The following is a 17,189-nucleotide window of genomic DNA, read 5'->3' as shown; positions in this document are numbered from 1 at the left end:
ACCATTTGGAATGGGGTCAATCTTCAGGAAGTAGTTCAGGGGGATAAGAAAAGTGCATTCCATGCCATTATCACCAATCGGGTAAAGTGTAACACCCTATAAGCAAAGATGTTCATTACAAAGTTAGTAAACTAAGTTCTTGGTGGGTTAGAGGGGTAATTGAAAGTTGACATAGGCCTAGAGGTATATGTGTCTCGTTGGTTTAAGGGAACATGCTGGACGCAGACTATTGTGATATCTAACCATCGGATTTTCTAATTGATTTGACTAGAGTCTTCCGACTCCCATAAAGTTGCCGCGATTATTTTTGCAGTATCCTGACAAGCAAAACTTATCAGGATAACAAATATCTATTTATTAGCTTTCAAATTATTACTTTCAGTGACTAAAGATACCAATAGGTCCGCGGTACGTGTACTATACTTTCCTGCAGTAACATCTGGGTATTTTTCTTTAATCTCCTCTACAGCCTCTTCGATTGATCGTGTTTTAGTAAGAGTAATTAACTCTTCTAATGCATCCACTTTATGCTGTTTCCTATCCTTGTTGGGATAAGGGATCCAACTATTAATCTCGCCTTTCAAAATATCAATTTGTTTTCTAATATCTTGAAACTGTTGCTGGGTAAGGTTATCAGTTTTCTCCTGGGTTGATGTCTTTGGAGGAGGAGCTTTAAAGAACGCATTAGGGTTTTTAGCCTTTGTATTATGGATCTTAGGATGAATATGTTCTGTATGCTCTTTAGGAGTCTCTTCCTGAACTTTGCTCTTAGGAGGAGCCTCTATATGTTCTTTAGGGGCCTCTTCTTGTTTGTCAGAGTGTTCGACAAGCGTATACAATGGGTTTTTGAGAAATGAGTGCTCAACAACATTTTGGTAAGCATTGGGATTAAGTAGTCGGCTATTAAGAGGTGCTGTCGACATTGCACCAATATGTTCTTCACCAACATATCCAGAACCTTTCCCGTTTTTCCAATACTCGCCTACATCATTAATGCCAAGCACGACATCTGCATCACTTGGATTATGGAAAGCACAAGGTTTTCCTTGTTGTGTCAATTCATGGGCAACTAGCAAAACATCTCTATCAGTGCGAACTAGATTTTCTAGGCCATGTTGTTTTAAAAGTTTATCAAATATAGGAGCGTTTCCTGGTTTTCCTGAATGGTAAATGATGTTTAATTTTGGGAAGTCTTTGGCTACATTCATTAGAGCGTTAAAATACATCTCGGGATCGCCACCAAAAACACCCAGGCCAGCAGCTGGCATCGCAATATATTCACGTCCTTCATTGGAAGCAGCGTGAAATAGGAGGCGATACATGCTTTCGATATATTCCACTTGCTGTTCTTTCGTAAGGTTTTTACCTGTACCATAGGCAACATTTAGTGCTGGGGTAGAAAGTAAAAGCATTGCGGGAGCATCGACATCGATTGTACCTTTTCTTGGTCCTAAAACTGCTTTACCGTCATAAACGATAATGGGTGTAGCAAGTAAATCAATTTCTTGCACATGACAGAGGCCAACAGCCATATTTTGTAGATGTACCCCTGTTTTGGATGATTTTTCTTGTGTTTGTGCTGTTAATGTTTCAGGGGATAGGATTTCTTGAAAGTGACCCTTTGGGAAGATGTCAGTATTGACGTAGGTTTTGGCGCTTTTTACTAAGCGATCGATACGAGCACCAGTAATAACTAATTTATCGCTTGATTTTGGGTCAAAACTGCTGATAGTAACATCGCCATTGCCAGTTTGAGGAAGAGTTTGCCCATGCGGTTTTTTAGATAAGGGTACGCTAACATTTGGCACGCCTAAGCCATGTAGGAATTGCTGTGCAGGTTTTTGGGGAAAGGGAATATCTTGTCCATGCCCTGTTGTGGTTTGATAGTCGGAAAACTTACCAACAGCAGATTCAATTGATTGTAGTGTGTCGTTCAAAGTCATTCTTTTCGCTACTTTGATATTAAAATGTTGAAATATAGCCTCTCTTTGCGTATACATTTGCCGGCCTACTACACCAAGCTCCTGAGAGCCGTTAAATCCTGTAGCATTTCCATTTTTATCAATGGTAATTGAGCGAGGTGCACCAGAAGCATTTCTTCCTTTTATGATGTAAGTGCCATTTTTTTCTTCAACACTGTCAACATAATTATCCCCTTGTGGATCGACAAGTACATAGGCTGTCAAACCCTTACTTTCTTTAGAGGTTTCCATGCCTTCTTCTTCAGAATCTTTCGTACTTTCTTTAGTCGAAGATGAAATGTTAACAAAAGCAGTGTCAGTTAAATTTGTAGGCGACTGATAGGTCTGTACTATAATATTTTCCTGTTTTTCTGTGCTTGGACTGCACGTTGCTACAATAACCTCCGTTCCCGAGGTTTGAAACTCTTTAATGAGGGCAATGCCTGCATAAATTTCAGAAAGAGATGTGTCACCCAAAGGTTTTACTTTACCAATATTTTTGTCACAGAAAAATATTGGTACTCCCTGATTGGTTCCTTGTGCTCCTTGTGTCAGATACGCTGATAGGGCTTCGTTTTCTAAAATATCAATTTGCCCATTGCTTCTTCTTACGGCCAAGGCGCCACAAGCTAATACATCATGTGCAGGATTACTTAGATTTTCCCATTTAGTCTTTTTCTTCAATACAGAATCTGCAAAGAATTTAAATTTAAAACCTGATTGTAACGGTGAGATAGTAATATCATGGATATCAGTATCTTGATATCGATGCCATTGAATAGGTTTCCCTTTGCCGTTAACAATAGGCCAGATTTGCCCTTGCGATGTCATTTCCTCTAAATGGCGTTCCTTGTCATCAAAAGATACAACATAACTACTTCCTGCATTACCAGGTGTTATAATTCCGTGTTGTGCATTTATGTGTATTTTTTTTGCTAATTTAGAACCGTGTCCATTAATAACTAATACTTTTTTAGGCATGACAATTTCCACAGTGTTATATCATTGTTCATTATATCAAAGAAAGAGGGGGTAAAAATTAAGGTAATATTAAGTGGATTTTTTTTATTTTTCGTGGCTAATCAAACATAATTCAATTGCTAGACTTAACAAAGAACCTTATTCAGGAAGAACATCATGCATAAATTTGCCAGGTTCATTTTTGTTCTCTCTTTTCTTTTTTTTCTAGAGGTAGTTGAAGCAGAAACTCTAGACTTAAAGAAATTAGTCAAAGTTACTAGAGACAATAATCCGAAGTGTGTGCTCTATTTTTATTACAAAAATGACTTGTATTGCATTACCACTACTTCAAATGCTGAAAAACCTGATCCACAAATCATTGGCTATGAAAAGCAAAAAATAATTTTTGATGATCGTGCCTGGCGAGCAGCATGGGGGCAGAAGACGGACAATATTGTTACTGTAGAATATGTACCTGGTAATGATGATATTGATAATTGGCGTGAACTGATAACAAGTCAATTTGCCCCTGGTATTCAGGATAAACTTACGCCATTACAGTTTAGTGAAGGAATTATTGATTCATTAAAAAAATCTGGGTTTAAACCAGAAGTAAGCTATTTTGAGAAATCTCCAAGCCGAGTCATTTTTGAATTTCGTATTACTGAGCCTAAGAATATGGTTCAAGATGAACTACAAATGATAACGAAAGGGAAAGACGGGTTATATATACTTCATTATGTTATTAAAGAAGCAGATATGGGGAATGCATGCAGAAATAAATGGTTGCAAAATTTGAGAAATAGTCATCCTGTCGACAATTAATTTCGAGGTGGCATCTTGTTGCGATAAAATCGCCATTAGATGCTACCAACAAACGCAATTTATTTTTGCATTTCTTGCATGCGTTTTTTTAATTCATTTTCAGAAACATCTTCAATGTGAGTTGCTATATGCCAAATATGACCAAAAGGATCTTCTAAAGAACCACTACGATCACCATAAAACTGATCTTCTACTTTCCTAATTAATTTGGCACCATGCTTGACTGCTAGTTCAGCAGTAGCGTCAACATCTTTTACGTAAACATGGATTCCTACTGGAGAGCCGCCAAAAGCTTCTGGTCCTTTTGCATTCATTTCTGGACAGGTATCGGCAAGCATGAATTTAGATTCACCAATGGTGAGCTCTGCATGGCCTACTCGCTTATCGAGGCCTTCCATACGCATAACTTCTTTAGCACCAAATACATTTTTGTAGAATTCAATAGCTTTAGTACCATTAGCTACGATTAAATAAGGGGTAATGGTGGAGTAACCTTCTGGTAAATAAGATATTTTATTCATGTTCCTTCCTTTGTATTAATTCCAAGTTGATATTATTAATAATTAAATTCTGGTAGCTCACCAACAATTAAGCCATTTCGGGGGCACTTAAACGCTTAACAATTGCCAGAATGCCAGCACTACCTACTAACCCAAGAGTGGCTAGCAACATAGGTAATACTGCACCCACATGAGCAATCACACCAGTAAAAATTGATGTTAACCCAAAGCAAAGCGCCATGATAGAACCTGTTACGCCCATCACCCAACCTTGTTCATTTTCGCTAACCTGGTTAGAAAAAATAGTTAACAATACAGAATAAGCGACAGACAAGCTCATACCAATCAATAAAGTGGCAACCCAGGCTACCCATTGTACGGGAATAACCAGTGTCAAAAAGACATTTGCTGCTGTCAATAATAGGCCCACTATAACAATAGAATCGTAAGGATATCGTTTTGTGCAATAATTTACGATATAGCCACAGCCAATACTAAAACCTAAGCCCATTACAGCAAGGAAAAAAGAGTTCTCTAGTGCTGAGTAGTGGTATGTTTGAAATAAATAAAGTGAGATGAAAGAAAAATAATTGGACCAGCCAAAAATCATAACGAGTAGTACTAGTGAATATTTTTCGATAGAAGGGTGTTTAAAGGCTGAGATAAAAATGTTTATAGCATGATGCCATTTAATGTTTATTTTATCATGAGCTTTAGTAAAAGTTTCTGCGAAAGACCACTGTAATAACAGCGCATTAATTAATGATAAAAAGGCAGCAAAGTAAAGAGGCGTTTGGAAACCAAACCAACTTACTAAATGACTATCGGATAAGAGGCCACCAAAGATAGGGCCAAAAACAAATCCCAATGAGACTGCTAATAAAATAAGCCCGATATTTCTTGCTTTATATTCTTCAGTGCTGACATCAACAATTGCAGCTTGAGCAATGGGCTGACTGCCGGAGGTGAATCCTGCAATAATTCGTCCTAAGATGAGTAGCCAAAAACTGTGAAGAAGAATAGCAATAGCAGATAGGGAATAGCCTAAAAAAGAGCCAATTAAGCAGATCATTAATGATTTTTTGCGGCCGACGTTATCAGACAAATCACCTAAAATGGCAGCTCCAAAAAACCAACAAATCATAAATATACCGATGGTTAAACCATAATAAAAATCGCGAAGACCTAGGCTGGTACTGGCGGACAAAAAGCCAGAGTCTGGTTCAACCAAAATTGTATTTAATATTGGAAACAATAAGCCTAATCCCATCCCATCTATAAACAGCACTAAAAATAAAGGAAGGATTGATTTTAAAGATTTGGCGTAAGTCATGATAATAACCTGAAATAAAGTAAAAAGATCATGTCACATCTGCATTTAAGCGTCAATTTTATGGTCAAAATGAGCACAGTGTTACATATTTTGATGTGTAAGCCCAACATACCCTGGTCAGGGTGGTGCTGGGCCGTGAATATTGTAGCATTTCTATTGAGAAGACGATCCTAAGAGAGACTTAATAATTCGATTTAAGACAAAGCAAATAAAAGTCGCTGCCAGGAGAATATATAAGAGCTGAGTAAAGGTATGGGTATAGTGCGCTTTTAATTGCAATATAGACATTTCATTAGGCTTAACAGCAGTTAAAGTAGCTAATTTGCCGGATAAGAATGCCCCAATTCCTAATGATACGAAGAAAATTCCCATCATAGTACTAACCTTTTTTCGACTAGCAAGGACGGTAATTGCTGATAATCCTACAGGAGACAAAAGTAACTCAGCGATAGAAATCAACAAATACGCAGGGATAAAGTAAAGCGGTGACAACAAGGCTGTACCATGACTACTTTTAGAAACCAAAGTAATGAGTACATAGGCCAATGTAATAAAAATCATGGCAAGGATAAATTTATTACCTGTTGTAATACCGCTATGGATTGAATTTAGCTGTGGGCGACTGCGTGAAATAAAATATCCAAAAATAATCATACCAATACTTTGGATACTCACATAATAAGGCGGTGGGAATAGTATTCCAAACAGCTTGGGTTCAACAACTCTTGAAATAAATAAAGTTAGTGATAAGAACATTTGAAAATAAAATGCCCAAAACATCACTGAAATAATACATAGGAGACCAATAACTATGGTTTGTCTGGCTTGCTTGGAGGTTTCTCGTCTTATCACGTCAATTAGATAAAGAAAAGATAAAATAATGACCGCTACAAATGCGATATCAGCTAAGGCTGGGTAATGAAGAATAGTGTATGCAGCAGCCCATAACAAAAGCATCATAAAGAAAGCTTGAATAGCTTTTGGGACAGTTAATTCTGAAGGATGGTAATCCGCTATTTTATAGTGATGAATACCGAATGCAAAAACAGAGAAAGCGATGATCATCCCGAATGCTGCACTTGCAAAAGCGACTGACCAACCAAAGTGATAATGAAGTTGACTTGGAAGTGTCGTTCCTAGAATAATCCCTGTGGTTATTCCCATATAGAAAATAGTGAAGCCGCTTTCACGTCTAGGAGAGTTTTCAGGATACTCATTCCCTAATAGTGAAGAAATGTTGGGTTTTAACAAACCTGTGCCTACAGCAATTCCTGCTAAAGCGGCTGTAAGCGTATTATCTGAAGCTAATAAAAAAAGAGATAAGTAACTAAAAAATAAAAAAACAGCTCCGGTTAGCACCGCTTTTTTTTGACCTAGTAAATGATCAGCTACCCAACCTCCAATAACAGGTGAAAGGTAAGTTAGGGCAGTAAAAGTACCCACTAAGGCATAAATGCGCTCATCTTCCCACTTAAACTGAAATGCCAGGTAGAGTGCTAATAAAGTTTGCACTACATAAAAGCCGTATCTTTCCCACATTTCAGTAGCGAAGAAGATACCTAAAGAGGGTGGATGTTTTGCTTGTATATGGTCCACGATAAAATTCTAAAAAGGTCAAAATATCATTTCAGTCTAACATGTTGCTAGTTCTTTTGACAGTATGACTTGTCATTTAGTCATTGACGCCAGTATGATAGCAACTTAATGGAATCCTGGGATGGAGTAAGATCATGAATATGAACGATAAAAAGCGCCATATTTCAGCTCAAAGAGGGGCACAATTGGAGGCTAAAAATTGGCTCACTGAAGCAGCGCTGCGTATGTTACGCAACAATTTGGATCCGGAGGTAGCTGAGGATCCAGAGTCATTGATTGTCTACGGTGGGATTGGTCGTGCTGCACGTAACTGGCCTTCATTCGATAAGATAGTAGATGTCTTAAAAAATCTTGAAGAAAATCAAACTCTACTTATTCAGTCAGGAAAGCCTGTTGGTGTATTTACCACGCATGAAAATGCGCCGCGTGTATTAATCGCCAATTCTAACTTAGTACCCCATTGGGCCAATTGGGAACATTTTAATGAGCTCGACAAAAAGGGACTTATGATGTATGGGCAAATGACTGCTGGCAGCTGGATTTATATTGGCTCCCAGGGGATAGTGCAAGGTACCTATGAAACCTTCGTTGCTGCTGCAAAAAAACACTATCAAGGTGATATGTCGGGACGATGGGTCTTGACCGCTGGCTTAGGAGGGATGGGAGGAGCTCAGCCTTTAGCGGCCATTATGGCAGGTGCCAGTATTCTCGCTGTAGAGTGTGACAAAACTCGCCTTGAGAAACGTTTAAAGACACGTTATCTAGATAAATATACAGACAATCTGGATGAGGCATTGAGTTGGATTAACGAATCATGCCAGCAGAGAAAACCCATCTCTGTGGGACTGCTTGGGAATGCTGCTGAAATATATCCCGAGTTAATTAAGCGAGGTGTCAAGCCTTCTTTAGTGACTGATCAAACGAGCGCACACGATCCTCTTAATGGTTACTTGCCTCTAGGTTGGTCTTTAGAAGAAGCTGAAAGTATGAGGGAAACAGCTCCCCAAAAAGTGATTGCTGCTGCAAAAAAATCGATGGCTGTGCAAGTTGAATCAATGTTAGCTTTTCAGCAGCAAGGAATTCCTGTCTTTGATTATGGCAATAATATTCGTCAGATGGCATATGAAGAGGGGGTTAGCGGGGCATTTACTATTCCGGGTTTCGTCCCTATGTATATTCGTCCTTTGTTTTGTGAGGGTATTGGGCCGTTTCGTTGGGTGGCTTTGTCAGGTGATCCTGAGGATATCTACAAGACAGATAGAAAAGTTAAAGAGCTGCTACCTGATGATAAGCATTTGCACCGTTGGCTAGATATGGCACGAGATAAGATCGCTTTTCAGGGATTGCCTGCGCGAATTTGTTGGGTAGGCCTTAAAGATAGAGCACGCTTGGCTTTGGCTTTTAATGACATGGTAAGGAACAAGGAAGTAAAGGCGCCTATAGTTATTGGTCGTGACCATTTAGATTCTGGCTCTGTCGCTAGTCCTAATCGTGAAACTGAAGCTATGTTGGATGGAAGTGATGCTGTATCAGATTGGCCTTTGTTAAATGCATTATTAAATTGTGCTAGTGGGGCAACGTGGGTCAGCATTCATCATGGTGGTGGGGTAGGTTTAGGATTTTCGCAACATGCTGGAGTGGTTATTGTAGCTGATGGAACTGATAAAGCGGCAGCTAGACTGAAACGGGTTCTTCATAACGACCCGGCAACGGGTGTAATGCGGCATGCGGATGCTGGTTATGAGCTTGCAAAGCAATGCGCTAAAGCTAATCACTTGTGGTTGCCTATGGAGTCTATTGGAGGACTTAACAATGACTGAAGTATTTGTGCTGACTCCAGGCCAACTAACTCTAAAAGAAATTAGAACTCAGCTCAAAGAGTCAAAAGAACTTGCAATAGATGAGGTTTTTCTTCCCCTTATTCAGTCATCTTGTGAGGTAATTCAGCAAGTTCTTGATGATGAACGAACAGTTTATGGTGTAAATACGGGTTTTGGTTCTTTGGCTAAGCAGTCAATCAGTGCTGAGCACTTAAAACAATTACAGCGTAATATTGTTCTATCACACGCTTGTGGTACAGGAGAGTTACTTTCTGATCAACAAGTTGCTCTAATTTTATTATTGAAAATTAACAATTTATCTCAAGGCTATTCCGGAGTCAGGAGGGTGCTTATTGATGCTTTAACTGCCCTTTATAATCAGAAAATTTATCCTTGTATTCCTGCAAAAGGTTCGGTAGGAGCTTCTGGTGACCTGGCACCACTTGCTCATTTAGCATTACCTTTGTTAGGCGAAGGAGAGGTGCGTGTTCAAGGAGAAATTATTAGTGCTAAAGAAGGTTTAAAACTCGCAGGATTAATGCCCTTAGAATTAGCACCGAAAGAAGGATTAGCCCTATTGAATGGATTGCAGACGTCCACTGCTTTGTGTATAGACGCGTTTTTTGCAAGCGAGCTTCTGTTTGAGGCTGCTATTATCGCTGGTGGCCTGTCAGTTGATGCGGCTTGCGGTAGTGACATTCCGTTTGATGATAGGATTCATAAAGCACGAGGGCACCAAACGCAACGCGATGTAGCTGCGATGTATAGAGAATTATTGATAGGAAGTGCGATTCGCGAGTCACACAGGGATTGTTCGCGGGTGCAAGATCCTTATTCATTAAGATGCCAACCTCAAATTATGGGAGCAATCTTACATCAAATGCAGTTCGTGGGGCAGACACTACAAGTTGAAGCAAATGCCGTTTCTGATAATCCTCTGGTTTTTGTTGAAGAAGGGGATATTTTGTCAGGCGGAAATTTCCATGGGGAGATTGTGGCGATGGCAGCTGACAATCTGGCTATTGCCATTGCTGAGATTGGAGCCAATGCAGAGCGTCGAATTGCTTTATTAATTGATAAAAATTTCAGTGGCTTGCCTGCATATTTGGTTAAGGATGGAGGTTTAAATTCAGGATTCATGATTGCCCACGTTACTGCAGCGGCTTGTGCTAGTGACAATAAAGCACTTGCTCATCCGCATTCAGTGGACAGTATTCCTACTTCAGCTAATCAAGAAGATCATGTCTCTATGGCAACCAATGCGGCAAGAAGGTTACAAACAATGATTGATAATACCGCAACAATACTTGCTATAGAGTTCTTAGCTGCTTGCCAAGGATTGGAGTTTCATAAACCACTGACAACTTCGCCGCGCCTCCAAAAAATGTATGCAAAGGTGAGAAGTCAAGTTGAGCCCTATGATAGAGATCGTTACTTTGCCCCAGATATTGCTGTAATTAAACAAATGATTCTTCGTGGGGAGTTTGTATTAATGTGAGTTTGCTATGAAGACATAAGAATGCTTTATGTCTTCATATAAATGCAAAATGTTATTTAAATTTGCTGGCATTGCAGCCGTGCAATACGAGAAATTCTGAATAATTGACGTCGTGAAGTTCATGCTTCAATATCTAGCAAGTATTAATTCATAGGATGAAAGGTACAAAAGATGGAACTGAGCCTTGTATTTAGTCAATTGAAAGAGCAATTCTCAAAACACCCGTATCCATCAGTAAAAGAGCGACGCACAAGCCTCCTCACTCTTAAAAAATTATTACAAAATCATGCAGAGGATATTGCTAAAGCTGTCAACGAGGATTTTTCCCATCGCGCGCGTTATGAAACGCTGTTATTGGAAGTCTTTCCTCTGATTAATGCTATCAATTATTGTTTAAAAAATCTCAAAAAATGGACAAAACCGCGAGAGCGCCATGTTTCTTGGCTTTTTAAACCTGCTTTTGCCTATTTATTGCCGCAGCCTTTAGGAGTTGTTGGAGTGGTTGTTCCTTGGAATTATCCTGTGTTGCTCGCACTTGGGCCATCAATCTATGCGTTGGCGGCTGGTGATCGTGTCATGATTAAAAATTCGGAATTGACACCCAAAACGGGTGAAATTTTAGGTAAGTTAATAAAGAACTCAACTCTGAATAATCAAATTGTTGTCGTGAATGGTGGAGTTGAGGTGGCGGAAAAATTTATATCTTTGCCGTTTGGTCATCTGCTTTTTACTGGCTCAACGAAAGTAGGCAAACTCGTGATGAAGGGGGCTGCTGAAAATTTAACACCAGTTACCTTGGAGTTAGGAGGTAAATCACCTGCTTTTATATCTACAACAATTAATGAGAATCATTTCTCGCGTCTTTTTATGGGTAAAATTGTTAATGCTGGACAAACTTGTATTGCGCCAGATTACTTATTGATACCTAAAGGGTGGGAAAAGCGAATTGAAAATTTCGTGAAAGATTTTATCAATTGTCACTACCCACAATTGTCAGTAAACCAGGATTATTCGAGCATTATTTCAACGGCTCATCAGGAAAGGCTGAATGCAATACTTCATGATGCTTGCCAGAAAGGAGCCAGCCTTGTGCAAATTGGCCAAGATGAGAAAGAAAATAGAAAAATGCCTTTTTACTTGCTCTTTAATGTAAATAACACCATGAAAGTTATGCAGGAAGAGATATTTGGCCCCCTGTTGCCTGTTATAAGCTACAGTTCTTTAACACATGCTATTGAAAAAATTAATTCTTTACCAAATCCTTTAGTTATTTATTATTTTGGGAATGATAGGAGCGAGAAAGAGGTACTGGAAAAGAGGACGCTTTCAGGAGCATTGACAATCAATGACACTCTAACCCATATTGCAATAGATTCCTTACCCTTTGGTGGTGTCGGTCAAAGTGGAATGGGGCATTATCATGGACAAGAAGGATTTGACATTTTTTCTAAATTGAAGCCGGTGTTTGTGCAAAGGCGTTTTACGACAGTTCAATGGTTTTACCCGCCCCATGGCAAGCTAATTAAATTTCTGTTGGGTTGGGTAGCTGGCATTAAGCTTAAGGAGAAGAGATGACAAGCGTAATATTTATTACTGGCGGAAGCAGAGGGATAGGCAGGGCAATCGCGCATCGATTAGCTCATGAAAAAGCATGTATTGCAATTGCTGCTAAAACAAATGAACCACATCCTTCACTAGAAGGTACGATACACAGTGTGGCTAAAGAAATTGAGCAACTTGGTGGCAAAGCTTTGCCCTTAATGGTTGATGTAAGGGATAATGAGCAAATTTATCAGGCTATAGAAAAAACGGTAGCCACTTTTGGACAACTCGATGTTTTAATTAATAATGCCAGCGCCATTAGTTTAAGTGATACGGTCTCAACCCCAATGAAACGTTATGATTTAATGCAGGCTGTGAATGCCAGAGCAACTTTTGCTTGTTCACAAGCGGCTATTCCTCACTTAAAAAAGTCGAAGAATCCTCATATCTTAACATTATCTCCTCCTTTAACGATGAATAGTAAATGGTTTGCACCTCATCTAGCTTATACAATTAGCAAATATGGGATGAGTATGTGTACTTTAGGTCTTTCCGAAGAGTTAAAACCATACGGCATTGCTGCAAATTCATTGTGGCCTCGCACAACGATTGGTACTGCTGCTATTCGTGTGAATTTCCCTGAGGCGATTTACAAAGCAAGCAGAAAGCCTGAGATTGTTGCTGATGCTGCGCATTGGATCTTGACGCAGCCGGCAAAAATGGTGACAGGCCAATTTTTTATTGATGAAGAAATTCTCTTAAAAGCTGGTATTACAGATTTTTCAAGGTATGCTATTGACCCCAAAGTTGAGCCTTATCAAGATTTATTTGTATGACCATTGAAATTTATACGGATGGTGCCTGTAAGGGAAACCCGGGCGTGGGTGGTTGGGGAGCCTTACTTCGCTATAATGGCCATGAAAAGACACTTTATGGTGCAGAGCCTCAGACCACGAATAACCGTATGGAGTTAACTGCTGCTATTAAAGCCCTCGAGGCTTTAAAACGCCCATGTGAAGTAAATTTATATACAGATTCGCAATATTTGCGGCTTGGTATGACAACTTGGCTTGCCCAGTGGAAAAAAAATGGCTGGCGCAATTCAAAAAAGGAGTCTGTAAAAAATGCTGACTTATGGCAACAATTAGATATTTTAACAACAAGGCATACCATCCATTGGCATTGGGTAAAAGGACATGCAGGGCATCCTGAGAATGAACGGGCAGATGCCTTGGCGAATCAAGCAATTGTTGAGCTGTTGACTTCATAATTGCTTGAGTTATCGAAAAATCTTAACTTGAAATCCTTAAGAGTTACAGTTCACAACTATTTACGATAGAATCTTGCCTGTTTCTACTTTTTCGGACTCGCTATGCGTCAAGTTGTTTTAGATACTGAAACTACTGGTATTGGTCATGAGTTAGGCCATCGAATTATCGAGATAGGTTGTGTGGAATTACTTGATCGTAAACTGACGGGAAATCATTTTCATGTTTACATTAATCCGCAACGTGCTGTTGATGAAGGAGCGTTTCGGGTACACGGGATAAGTAATGAGTTTTTGCAAGACAAACCCTTGTTTAAAGACATTGCTGATGAGTTTGTTGAGTTTGTCAAAGGGGCTGAGTTAATTATCCATAATGCCGTTTTCGACGTTGGCTTTCTCGATGCTGAATTAAAATTGCTTAATTGGCCTGCTCTTATCAATGATTTTTGTTCTGTTTGTGACACTTTAATTCTTGCTAGAGAAAAGCATCCAGGCCAGCGAAATAGCCTTGATGCTCTTTGTAAACGCTATGAAATTGACAACTCCAACCGCACACTCCATGGTGCTTTACTAGACGCCGAGATTTTAGCTTCTGTTTATCTAGCAATGACGGGTGGTCAAGGTACGCTATTTGGTGATGAGGAAGAGCTGGTCAGAACCACAAGCCAAAGTGCTGTTACTAATTTAGAGACTTTAGTAAGCCGTTCGCCTGTGATTTTTGCTACAGACGAAGAGCGCCAGAGGCACGAAGATTTTATTGTTTTTTTAACAAAAAAGGCAGGGATTAATTTGTGGAGCCTTGATGAGGAAATTGTTTAAAATTTGAACTATATTAGAAACAGGCGTACTCAAAGTTTTAAGGACAATCATGGAAGAAGTAAAAGCTCGCAAGTATTGGCCTGTTACTTTTTTAGGTTTGATTCTTTTTTATTTTGGAGCGGAAAAAGATCTTTATGCAACTAACTTAATCTCTCAAGGTCCATACTTAACTCTCGCATCAAATACTTTTATTTTTAACCCGCGTTCATTAACTTGGAAAGCTGTACAAAACGGTAAAGTTATCAGGACAGGAAAAGCTTCTGGCGGTAGTAAATATTGCCATGATATTAAGCGTTCTTGTCGCACTCCTTCGGGTACTTATAGCATTATTAGTAAGGGAAGTGCTAGTTGTCGCTCAAGCCGCTATCCTTTGCCAAATGGCGGGGCGAAAATGCCCTATTGCATGTTTTTCAGCAAATATTACGCAATACATGGTTCTTATGATGTGCCTAACTACAATGCAAGTCATGGTTGCATTCGCGTAAGACCCGGTGACGCCCTTTGGCTACATCGTAATTTTATAAAAATTGGGACTAAAGTAGTGGTACAACCTTATTGATAGCAAGGCTAGCTGCTAATCGAAGAATTAACGACTAGTCTTGTATTTAATTCTTAGGCTTCTTCATCATCTTCAACGCTAAACGACGAGCCACAACCACAAGTTGTTTTAGCATTGGGATTGCGAATCACGAACTGCTCTCCCTGAATGTTTTGTACATAATCAATTTCAGCTGAGTGAAGATATTGATAACTCATAGAGTCAACGAGCAATTGCACCGAAGACTCTCCATTTGAACAGGTTTGTTCAATAACTGTATCATCTTCCTGAATTTTCTCATCAAAGGTAAAACCATACTGAAATCCAGAACAGCCACCACCAGTCACAAAAACCCGCAATTTTAAATTAGGATTTTCTTCTTCGGCTATTAGTGAAGCGACCTTATCAGCTGCACTCACGGAAAAATGAATACCAGTCGATGCGGCAGGGGAAGCGTTAATCGCAGCCATTATTTACTCCAAAATGATCTTGGGCATCGCCCTAAAATTTATATTAAGATGAATTATCTCTTAATTGTACAATATTATCGAATAATTTGTTCTATGGTGGCTCCGCCTAAACATTGATTTTTTTCGTAAAAGACAATGTATTGTCCGGGAGTTATCGCGCGTTGGGGATTTGAGAACATCACATAATGTTGTTTATTGCTAGGAGGTGATACCACACATGCCTGTTCGAACTGGCGATAGCGAGTTTTTGCATAGCAGGTGAGAGGTAATTCCTCATTACAATCCTTGAGCCAGTGAATAGGGCCACAGATCAAACCTTGCGAGTACAGCATAGGGTGATCATTACCCTGGGCAACCACCAAAGTATTGGTTGTTACATCCTTATCAACAACATACCAAGGCTCATCAGCCGCAGACTGGCGGCCACCAATTCCTAATCCTTGTCGTTGACCTAACGTGTAGAACATAAGACCATCATGTTTACCTAATAGTTCACCAATGCTACTTTTAATGTCACCAGGTTTGGCCAAAATAAATTCTTTAAGAAATGTTTTAAAACGCTTTTCGCCAATAAAGCAGATCCCTGTCGAGTCTTTTTTATTATGCGTAACTAAACCCAATTGTTTGGCAAATTCCCTAATTTCAGTTTTAAAGTAATCACCTATAGGAAAGAGTGTTTTAGCAAGGGCTTTGGGATCGACCGCGTGCAAAAAATAAGTTTGGTCTTTTTCTCGATCTTTGGCTTTTAACAGTTCACCGATGTTGTTATTGGAGCGAACTCTTGCGTAGTGTCCAGTAGCAATATAATCAGCACCTAAAGTGAGAGCATGATTTAAAAAGGCATTAAATTTAATTTCTTTATTGCATAACACATCTGGATTGGGGGTCCGTCCTTGTTGATACTCGCTAAGGAAGTGGGCAAAAACACGATCCCAATACTCTTTTGAAAAGTTAATGCTGTGGAGTGGTATTCGCAACTGATTGCAAACTGCTTGTGCGTCTGCCAAATCTTCAGCCGCTGCACAATAACCGTCAGTATCATCTTGCTCCCAATTTTTCATGAAGAGACCTTCAACTTGGTAACCTTGCTCACGCAACAACCAGGCTGCAACAGAAGAGTCAACTCCACCAGACATACCAACAATGACTTTGGCTTTCATATATTATCAATGTGTATAAAAAAAAATCTAATTTTACGCTATAATAGAATATTTTTAAAATCCTTTATATAGCGAATAAGGTTACACCTTCTATAATTTCATGATTATTTTGGTTATTATTCGCGTTTTTATGGTGCGAGCTAAGTACACAAAGAAATCGAATTATTGTGATAAGTAAAATTATGTTAATCAATTTAAAAAATAGTGCAGCGAAGACAGGGGTAGAACAAGCAACATTAGAATTGCATGAAAGACTGCCTGCTCATATAAATCCGCCTTGTGTGACTCATTGTCAGTTTTCTATTGAAAGCCAGAACAATTATTATCTGTTAAATTTAACTGTCAATTCAATGTTAACCATCACGTGTCAACGTTGTTTAAAAGAGTTTAACTATCAGTACGTTAATAATACTACTTTAGCGATTTGTCATTCCGATGAAATTGCTGAAAAATTAATGGAACAATATGAATGTGTTATCTCTGAAGATGGTCATGTTAACTTAAATGAATTAATCACAGATGAATTACATCTATATGTTCCCGAATTACACCCTGAAATTAGCGATTGTGATAGTGAGATAAATCGTTTTTTTGGGGCTGATAGCACAATGAAATTGTAAATTTTCGCTGTAACACTTGGATTACCTTTAAAAAATCGGTAATATTCCGCCCCAACGAATGCAAATTGTTTAGGAGTAATACAATGGCTGTACAACAAAATAAAAAATCACGTTCTCGACGTGATATGCGTCGTTCGCACGATGCATTAACTAAACCCACATTATCTGTGGACTCTACTACGGGTGAAACTCATCGCCGTCACCACATGACCGAAGATGGTTATTATCGTGGCAGAAAAGTCTTAGATACTGATAACGTTTACGAAGATAAAGAGTAATC

16 protein-coding genes are annotated in these 17,189 nt (G+C 39.1%); 10 read left to right on the top strand and 6 right to left on the bottom strand.

Annotated elements, in window-relative coordinates; genetic code table 11:
- Positions 1 to 350: 350 nt before the first annotated feature.
- The gene (locus tag Lbru_RS12750) at positions 351 to 2,942 is read right to left on the bottom strand and encodes a hypothetical protein (protein WP_058442507.1); all 2,592 of its coding nucleotides are present in this window, start codon (positions 2,940 to 2,942) and stop codon (positions 351 to 353) included.
- Positions 2,943 to 3,098: 156 nt separating this feature from the next.
- On the opposite strand from Lbru_RS12750, the gene Lbru_RS12745 reads away from it, so the two are divergent.
- Positions 3,099 to 3,746 (top strand): hypothetical protein, encoded by a 648-nt coding sequence (locus tag Lbru_RS12745; RefSeq protein WP_058442506.1) that lies wholly within the window; start codon positions 3,099 to 3,101, stop codon positions 3,744 to 3,746.
- 59 nt (positions 3,747 to 3,805) lie between these two features.
- Here the strand turns inward: Lbru_RS12745 and Lbru_RS12740 are convergent, their stop codons facing one another.
- The 3 genes from Lbru_RS12740 to Lbru_RS12730 all read right to left on the bottom strand — a co-directional run bounded on the left by Lbru_RS12740 (position 3,806) and on the right by Lbru_RS12730 (position 7,175).
- Positions 3,806 to 4,267, bottom strand: a complete 462-nt coding sequence (locus Lbru_RS12740; RefSeq protein WP_058442505.1) for a VOC family protein — start codon at positions 4,265 to 4,267, stop codon at positions 3,806 to 3,808.
- Between the two features lie 67 nt (positions 4,268 to 4,334).
- The gene (locus Lbru_RS12735) at positions 4,335 to 5,579 is read right to left on the bottom strand and encodes an MFS transporter (RefSeq protein WP_058442504.1); all 1,245 of its coding nucleotides are present in this window, start codon (positions 5,577 to 5,579) and stop codon (positions 4,335 to 4,337) included.
- Between the two features lie 153 nt (positions 5,580 to 5,732).
- Positions 5,733 to 7,175, bottom strand: coding sequence for a peptide MFS transporter (locus Lbru_RS12730; protein ID WP_274519611.1), 1,443 nt, complete (start codon positions 7,173 to 7,175; stop codon positions 5,733 to 5,735).
- Between the two features lie 134 nt (positions 7,176 to 7,309).
- Between Lbru_RS12730 and hutU the strand changes: the two genes are divergently transcribed.
- From hutU to Lbru_RS12695, 7 genes are all read left to right on the top strand, one after another.
- On the top strand, positions 7,310 to 8,995 hold the full coding sequence (hutU, locus tag Lbru_RS12725) for a urocanate hydratase (RefSeq protein WP_058442503.1): 1,686 nt from the start codon (positions 7,310 to 7,312) through the stop codon (positions 8,993 to 8,995).
- Positions 8,988 to 10,493, top strand: coding sequence for a histidine ammonia-lyase (hutH, locus tag Lbru_RS12720; RefSeq protein ID WP_058442502.1), 1,506 nt, complete (start codon positions 8,988 to 8,990; stop codon positions 10,491 to 10,493). The genes hutU and hutH overlap by 8 nt, the downstream gene beginning before the upstream one ends.
- Before the next feature lie 171 nt (positions 10,494 to 10,664).
- Complete coding sequence (locus tag Lbru_RS12715) at positions 10,665 to 12,068, top strand: aldehyde dehydrogenase family protein (protein WP_058442501.1); 1,404 nt, start codon at positions 10,665 to 10,667, stop codon at positions 12,066 to 12,068.
- Entirely contained in the window at positions 12,065 to 12,871 is an 807-nt protein-coding gene (locus Lbru_RS12710; protein ID WP_058442500.1) for an SDR family oxidoreductase, read from the top strand. The genes Lbru_RS12715 and Lbru_RS12710 overlap by 4 nt, the downstream gene beginning before the upstream one ends.
- Positions 12,868 to 13,305: a ribonuclease HI gene (gene rnhA / locus Lbru_RS12705; RefSeq protein ID WP_058442499.1), complete on the top strand. Its 438-nt coding sequence runs from the start codon at positions 12,868 to 12,870 to the stop codon at positions 13,303 to 13,305. Before Lbru_RS12710 ends, rnhA begins: the two co-directional genes overlap by 4 nt.
- A 102-nt stretch (positions 13,306 to 13,407) precedes the next feature.
- On the top strand, positions 13,408 to 14,121 hold the full coding sequence (gene dnaQ, locus Lbru_RS12700; protein ID WP_058442498.1) for a DNA polymerase III subunit epsilon: 714 nt from the start codon (positions 13,408 to 13,410) through the stop codon (positions 14,119 to 14,121).
- A 49-nt stretch (positions 14,122 to 14,170) separates the two neighbouring features.
- Positions 14,171 to 14,680, top strand: a complete 510-nt coding sequence (locus Lbru_RS12695; protein WP_083500916.1) for a L,D-transpeptidase — start codon at positions 14,171 to 14,173, stop codon at positions 14,678 to 14,680.
- A 53-nt stretch (positions 14,681 to 14,733) separates the two neighbouring features.
- Here Lbru_RS12695 and erpA read toward each other — a convergent pair whose 3' ends face one another.
- Entirely contained in the window at positions 14,734 to 15,129 is a 396-nt protein-coding gene (gene erpA, locus Lbru_RS12690; protein ID WP_058442497.1) for an iron-sulfur cluster insertion protein ErpA, read from the bottom strand.
- 74 nt (positions 15,130 to 15,203) lie between these two features.
- A complete protein-coding gene (mnmA, locus tag Lbru_RS12685; RefSeq protein ID WP_058442496.1) occupies positions 15,204 to 16,289 on the bottom strand; it encodes a tRNA 2-thiouridine(34) synthase MnmA in 1,086 nt (361 codons plus the stop codon).
- Positions 16,290 to 16,471: 182 nt separating this feature from the next.
- Between mnmA and Lbru_RS12680 the strand changes: the two genes are divergently transcribed.
- On the top strand, positions 16,472 to 16,909 hold the full coding sequence (locus Lbru_RS12680; RefSeq protein ID WP_058442495.1) for a YceD family protein: 438 nt from the start codon (positions 16,472 to 16,474) through the stop codon (positions 16,907 to 16,909).
- A gap of 83 nt (positions 16,910 to 16,992) precedes the next feature.
- Positions 16,993 to 17,187, top strand: a complete 195-nt coding sequence (gene rpmF, locus Lbru_RS12675; protein WP_058442494.1) for a 50S ribosomal protein L32 — start codon at positions 16,993 to 16,995, stop codon at positions 17,185 to 17,187.
- Positions 17,188 to 17,189: the final 2 nt, after the last annotated feature.

Origin of the sequence: Legionella brunensis, from assembly GCF_001467025.1 — a bacterium.
Lineage (GTDB): Bacteria > Pseudomonadota > Gammaproteobacteria > Legionellales > Legionellaceae > Tatlockia > Tatlockia brunensis.
This window is presented reverse-complemented; position numbering and strand designations above follow the sequence as displayed.

What these genes read in the sequence shown, in the direction of transcription:
- Lbru_RS12750 (WP_058442507.1), bottom strand. Translation starts at nt 2,942, where the DNA reads ATGCCTAAAAAAGTATTAGTTATTAATGGACACGGTTCTAAATTAGCA.
- hutU (WP_058442503.1), top strand. Translation starts at nt 7,310, where the DNA reads ATGAATATGAACGATAAAAAGCGCCATATTTCAGCTCAAAGAGGGGCA.
- Lbru_RS12710 (WP_058442500.1), top strand. Translation starts at nt 12,065, where the DNA reads ATGACAAGCGTAATATTTATTACTGGCGGAAGCAGAGGGATAGGCAGG.
- Lbru_RS12740 (WP_058442505.1), bottom strand. Translation starts at nt 4,267, where the DNA reads ATGAATAAAATATCTTATTTACCAGAAGGTTACTCCACCATTACCCCT.
- rnhA (WP_058442499.1), top strand. Translation starts at nt 12,868, where the DNA reads ATGACCATTGAAATTTATACGGATGGTGCCTGTAAGGGAAACCCGGGC.
- hutH (WP_058442502.1), top strand. Translation starts at nt 8,988, where the DNA reads ATGACTGAAGTATTTGTGCTGACTCCAGGCCAACTAACTCTAAAAGAA.
- Lbru_RS12735 (WP_058442504.1), bottom strand. Translation starts at nt 5,579, where the DNA reads ATGACTTACGCCAAATCTTTAAAATCAATCCTTCCTTTATTTTTAGTG.
- rpmF (WP_058442494.1), top strand. Translation starts at nt 16,993, where the DNA reads ATGGCTGTACAACAAAATAAAAAATCACGTTCTCGACGTGATATGCGT.
- Lbru_RS12715 (WP_058442501.1), top strand. Translation starts at nt 10,665, where the DNA reads ATGGAACTGAGCCTTGTATTTAGTCAATTGAAAGAGCAATTCTCAAAA.
- dnaQ (WP_058442498.1), top strand. Translation starts at nt 13,408, where the DNA reads ATGCGTCAAGTTGTTTTAGATACTGAAACTACTGGTATTGGTCATGAG.
- mnmA (WP_058442496.1), bottom strand. Translation starts at nt 16,289, where the DNA reads ATGAAAGCCAAAGTCATTGTTGGTATGTCTGGTGGAGTTGACTCTTCT.
- Lbru_RS12680 (WP_058442495.1), top strand. Translation starts at nt 16,472, where the DNA reads ATGTTAATCAATTTAAAAAATAGTGCAGCGAAGACAGGGGTAGAACAA.
- Lbru_RS12695 (WP_083500916.1), top strand. Translation starts at nt 14,171, where the DNA reads ATGGAAGAAGTAAAAGCTCGCAAGTATTGGCCTGTTACTTTTTTAGGT.
- erpA (WP_058442497.1), bottom strand. Translation starts at nt 15,129, where the DNA reads ATGGCTGCGATTAACGCTTCCCCTGCCGCATCGACTGGTATTCATTTT.
- Lbru_RS12745 (WP_058442506.1), top strand. Translation starts at nt 3,099, where the DNA reads ATGCATAAATTTGCCAGGTTCATTTTTGTTCTCTCTTTTCTTTTTTTT.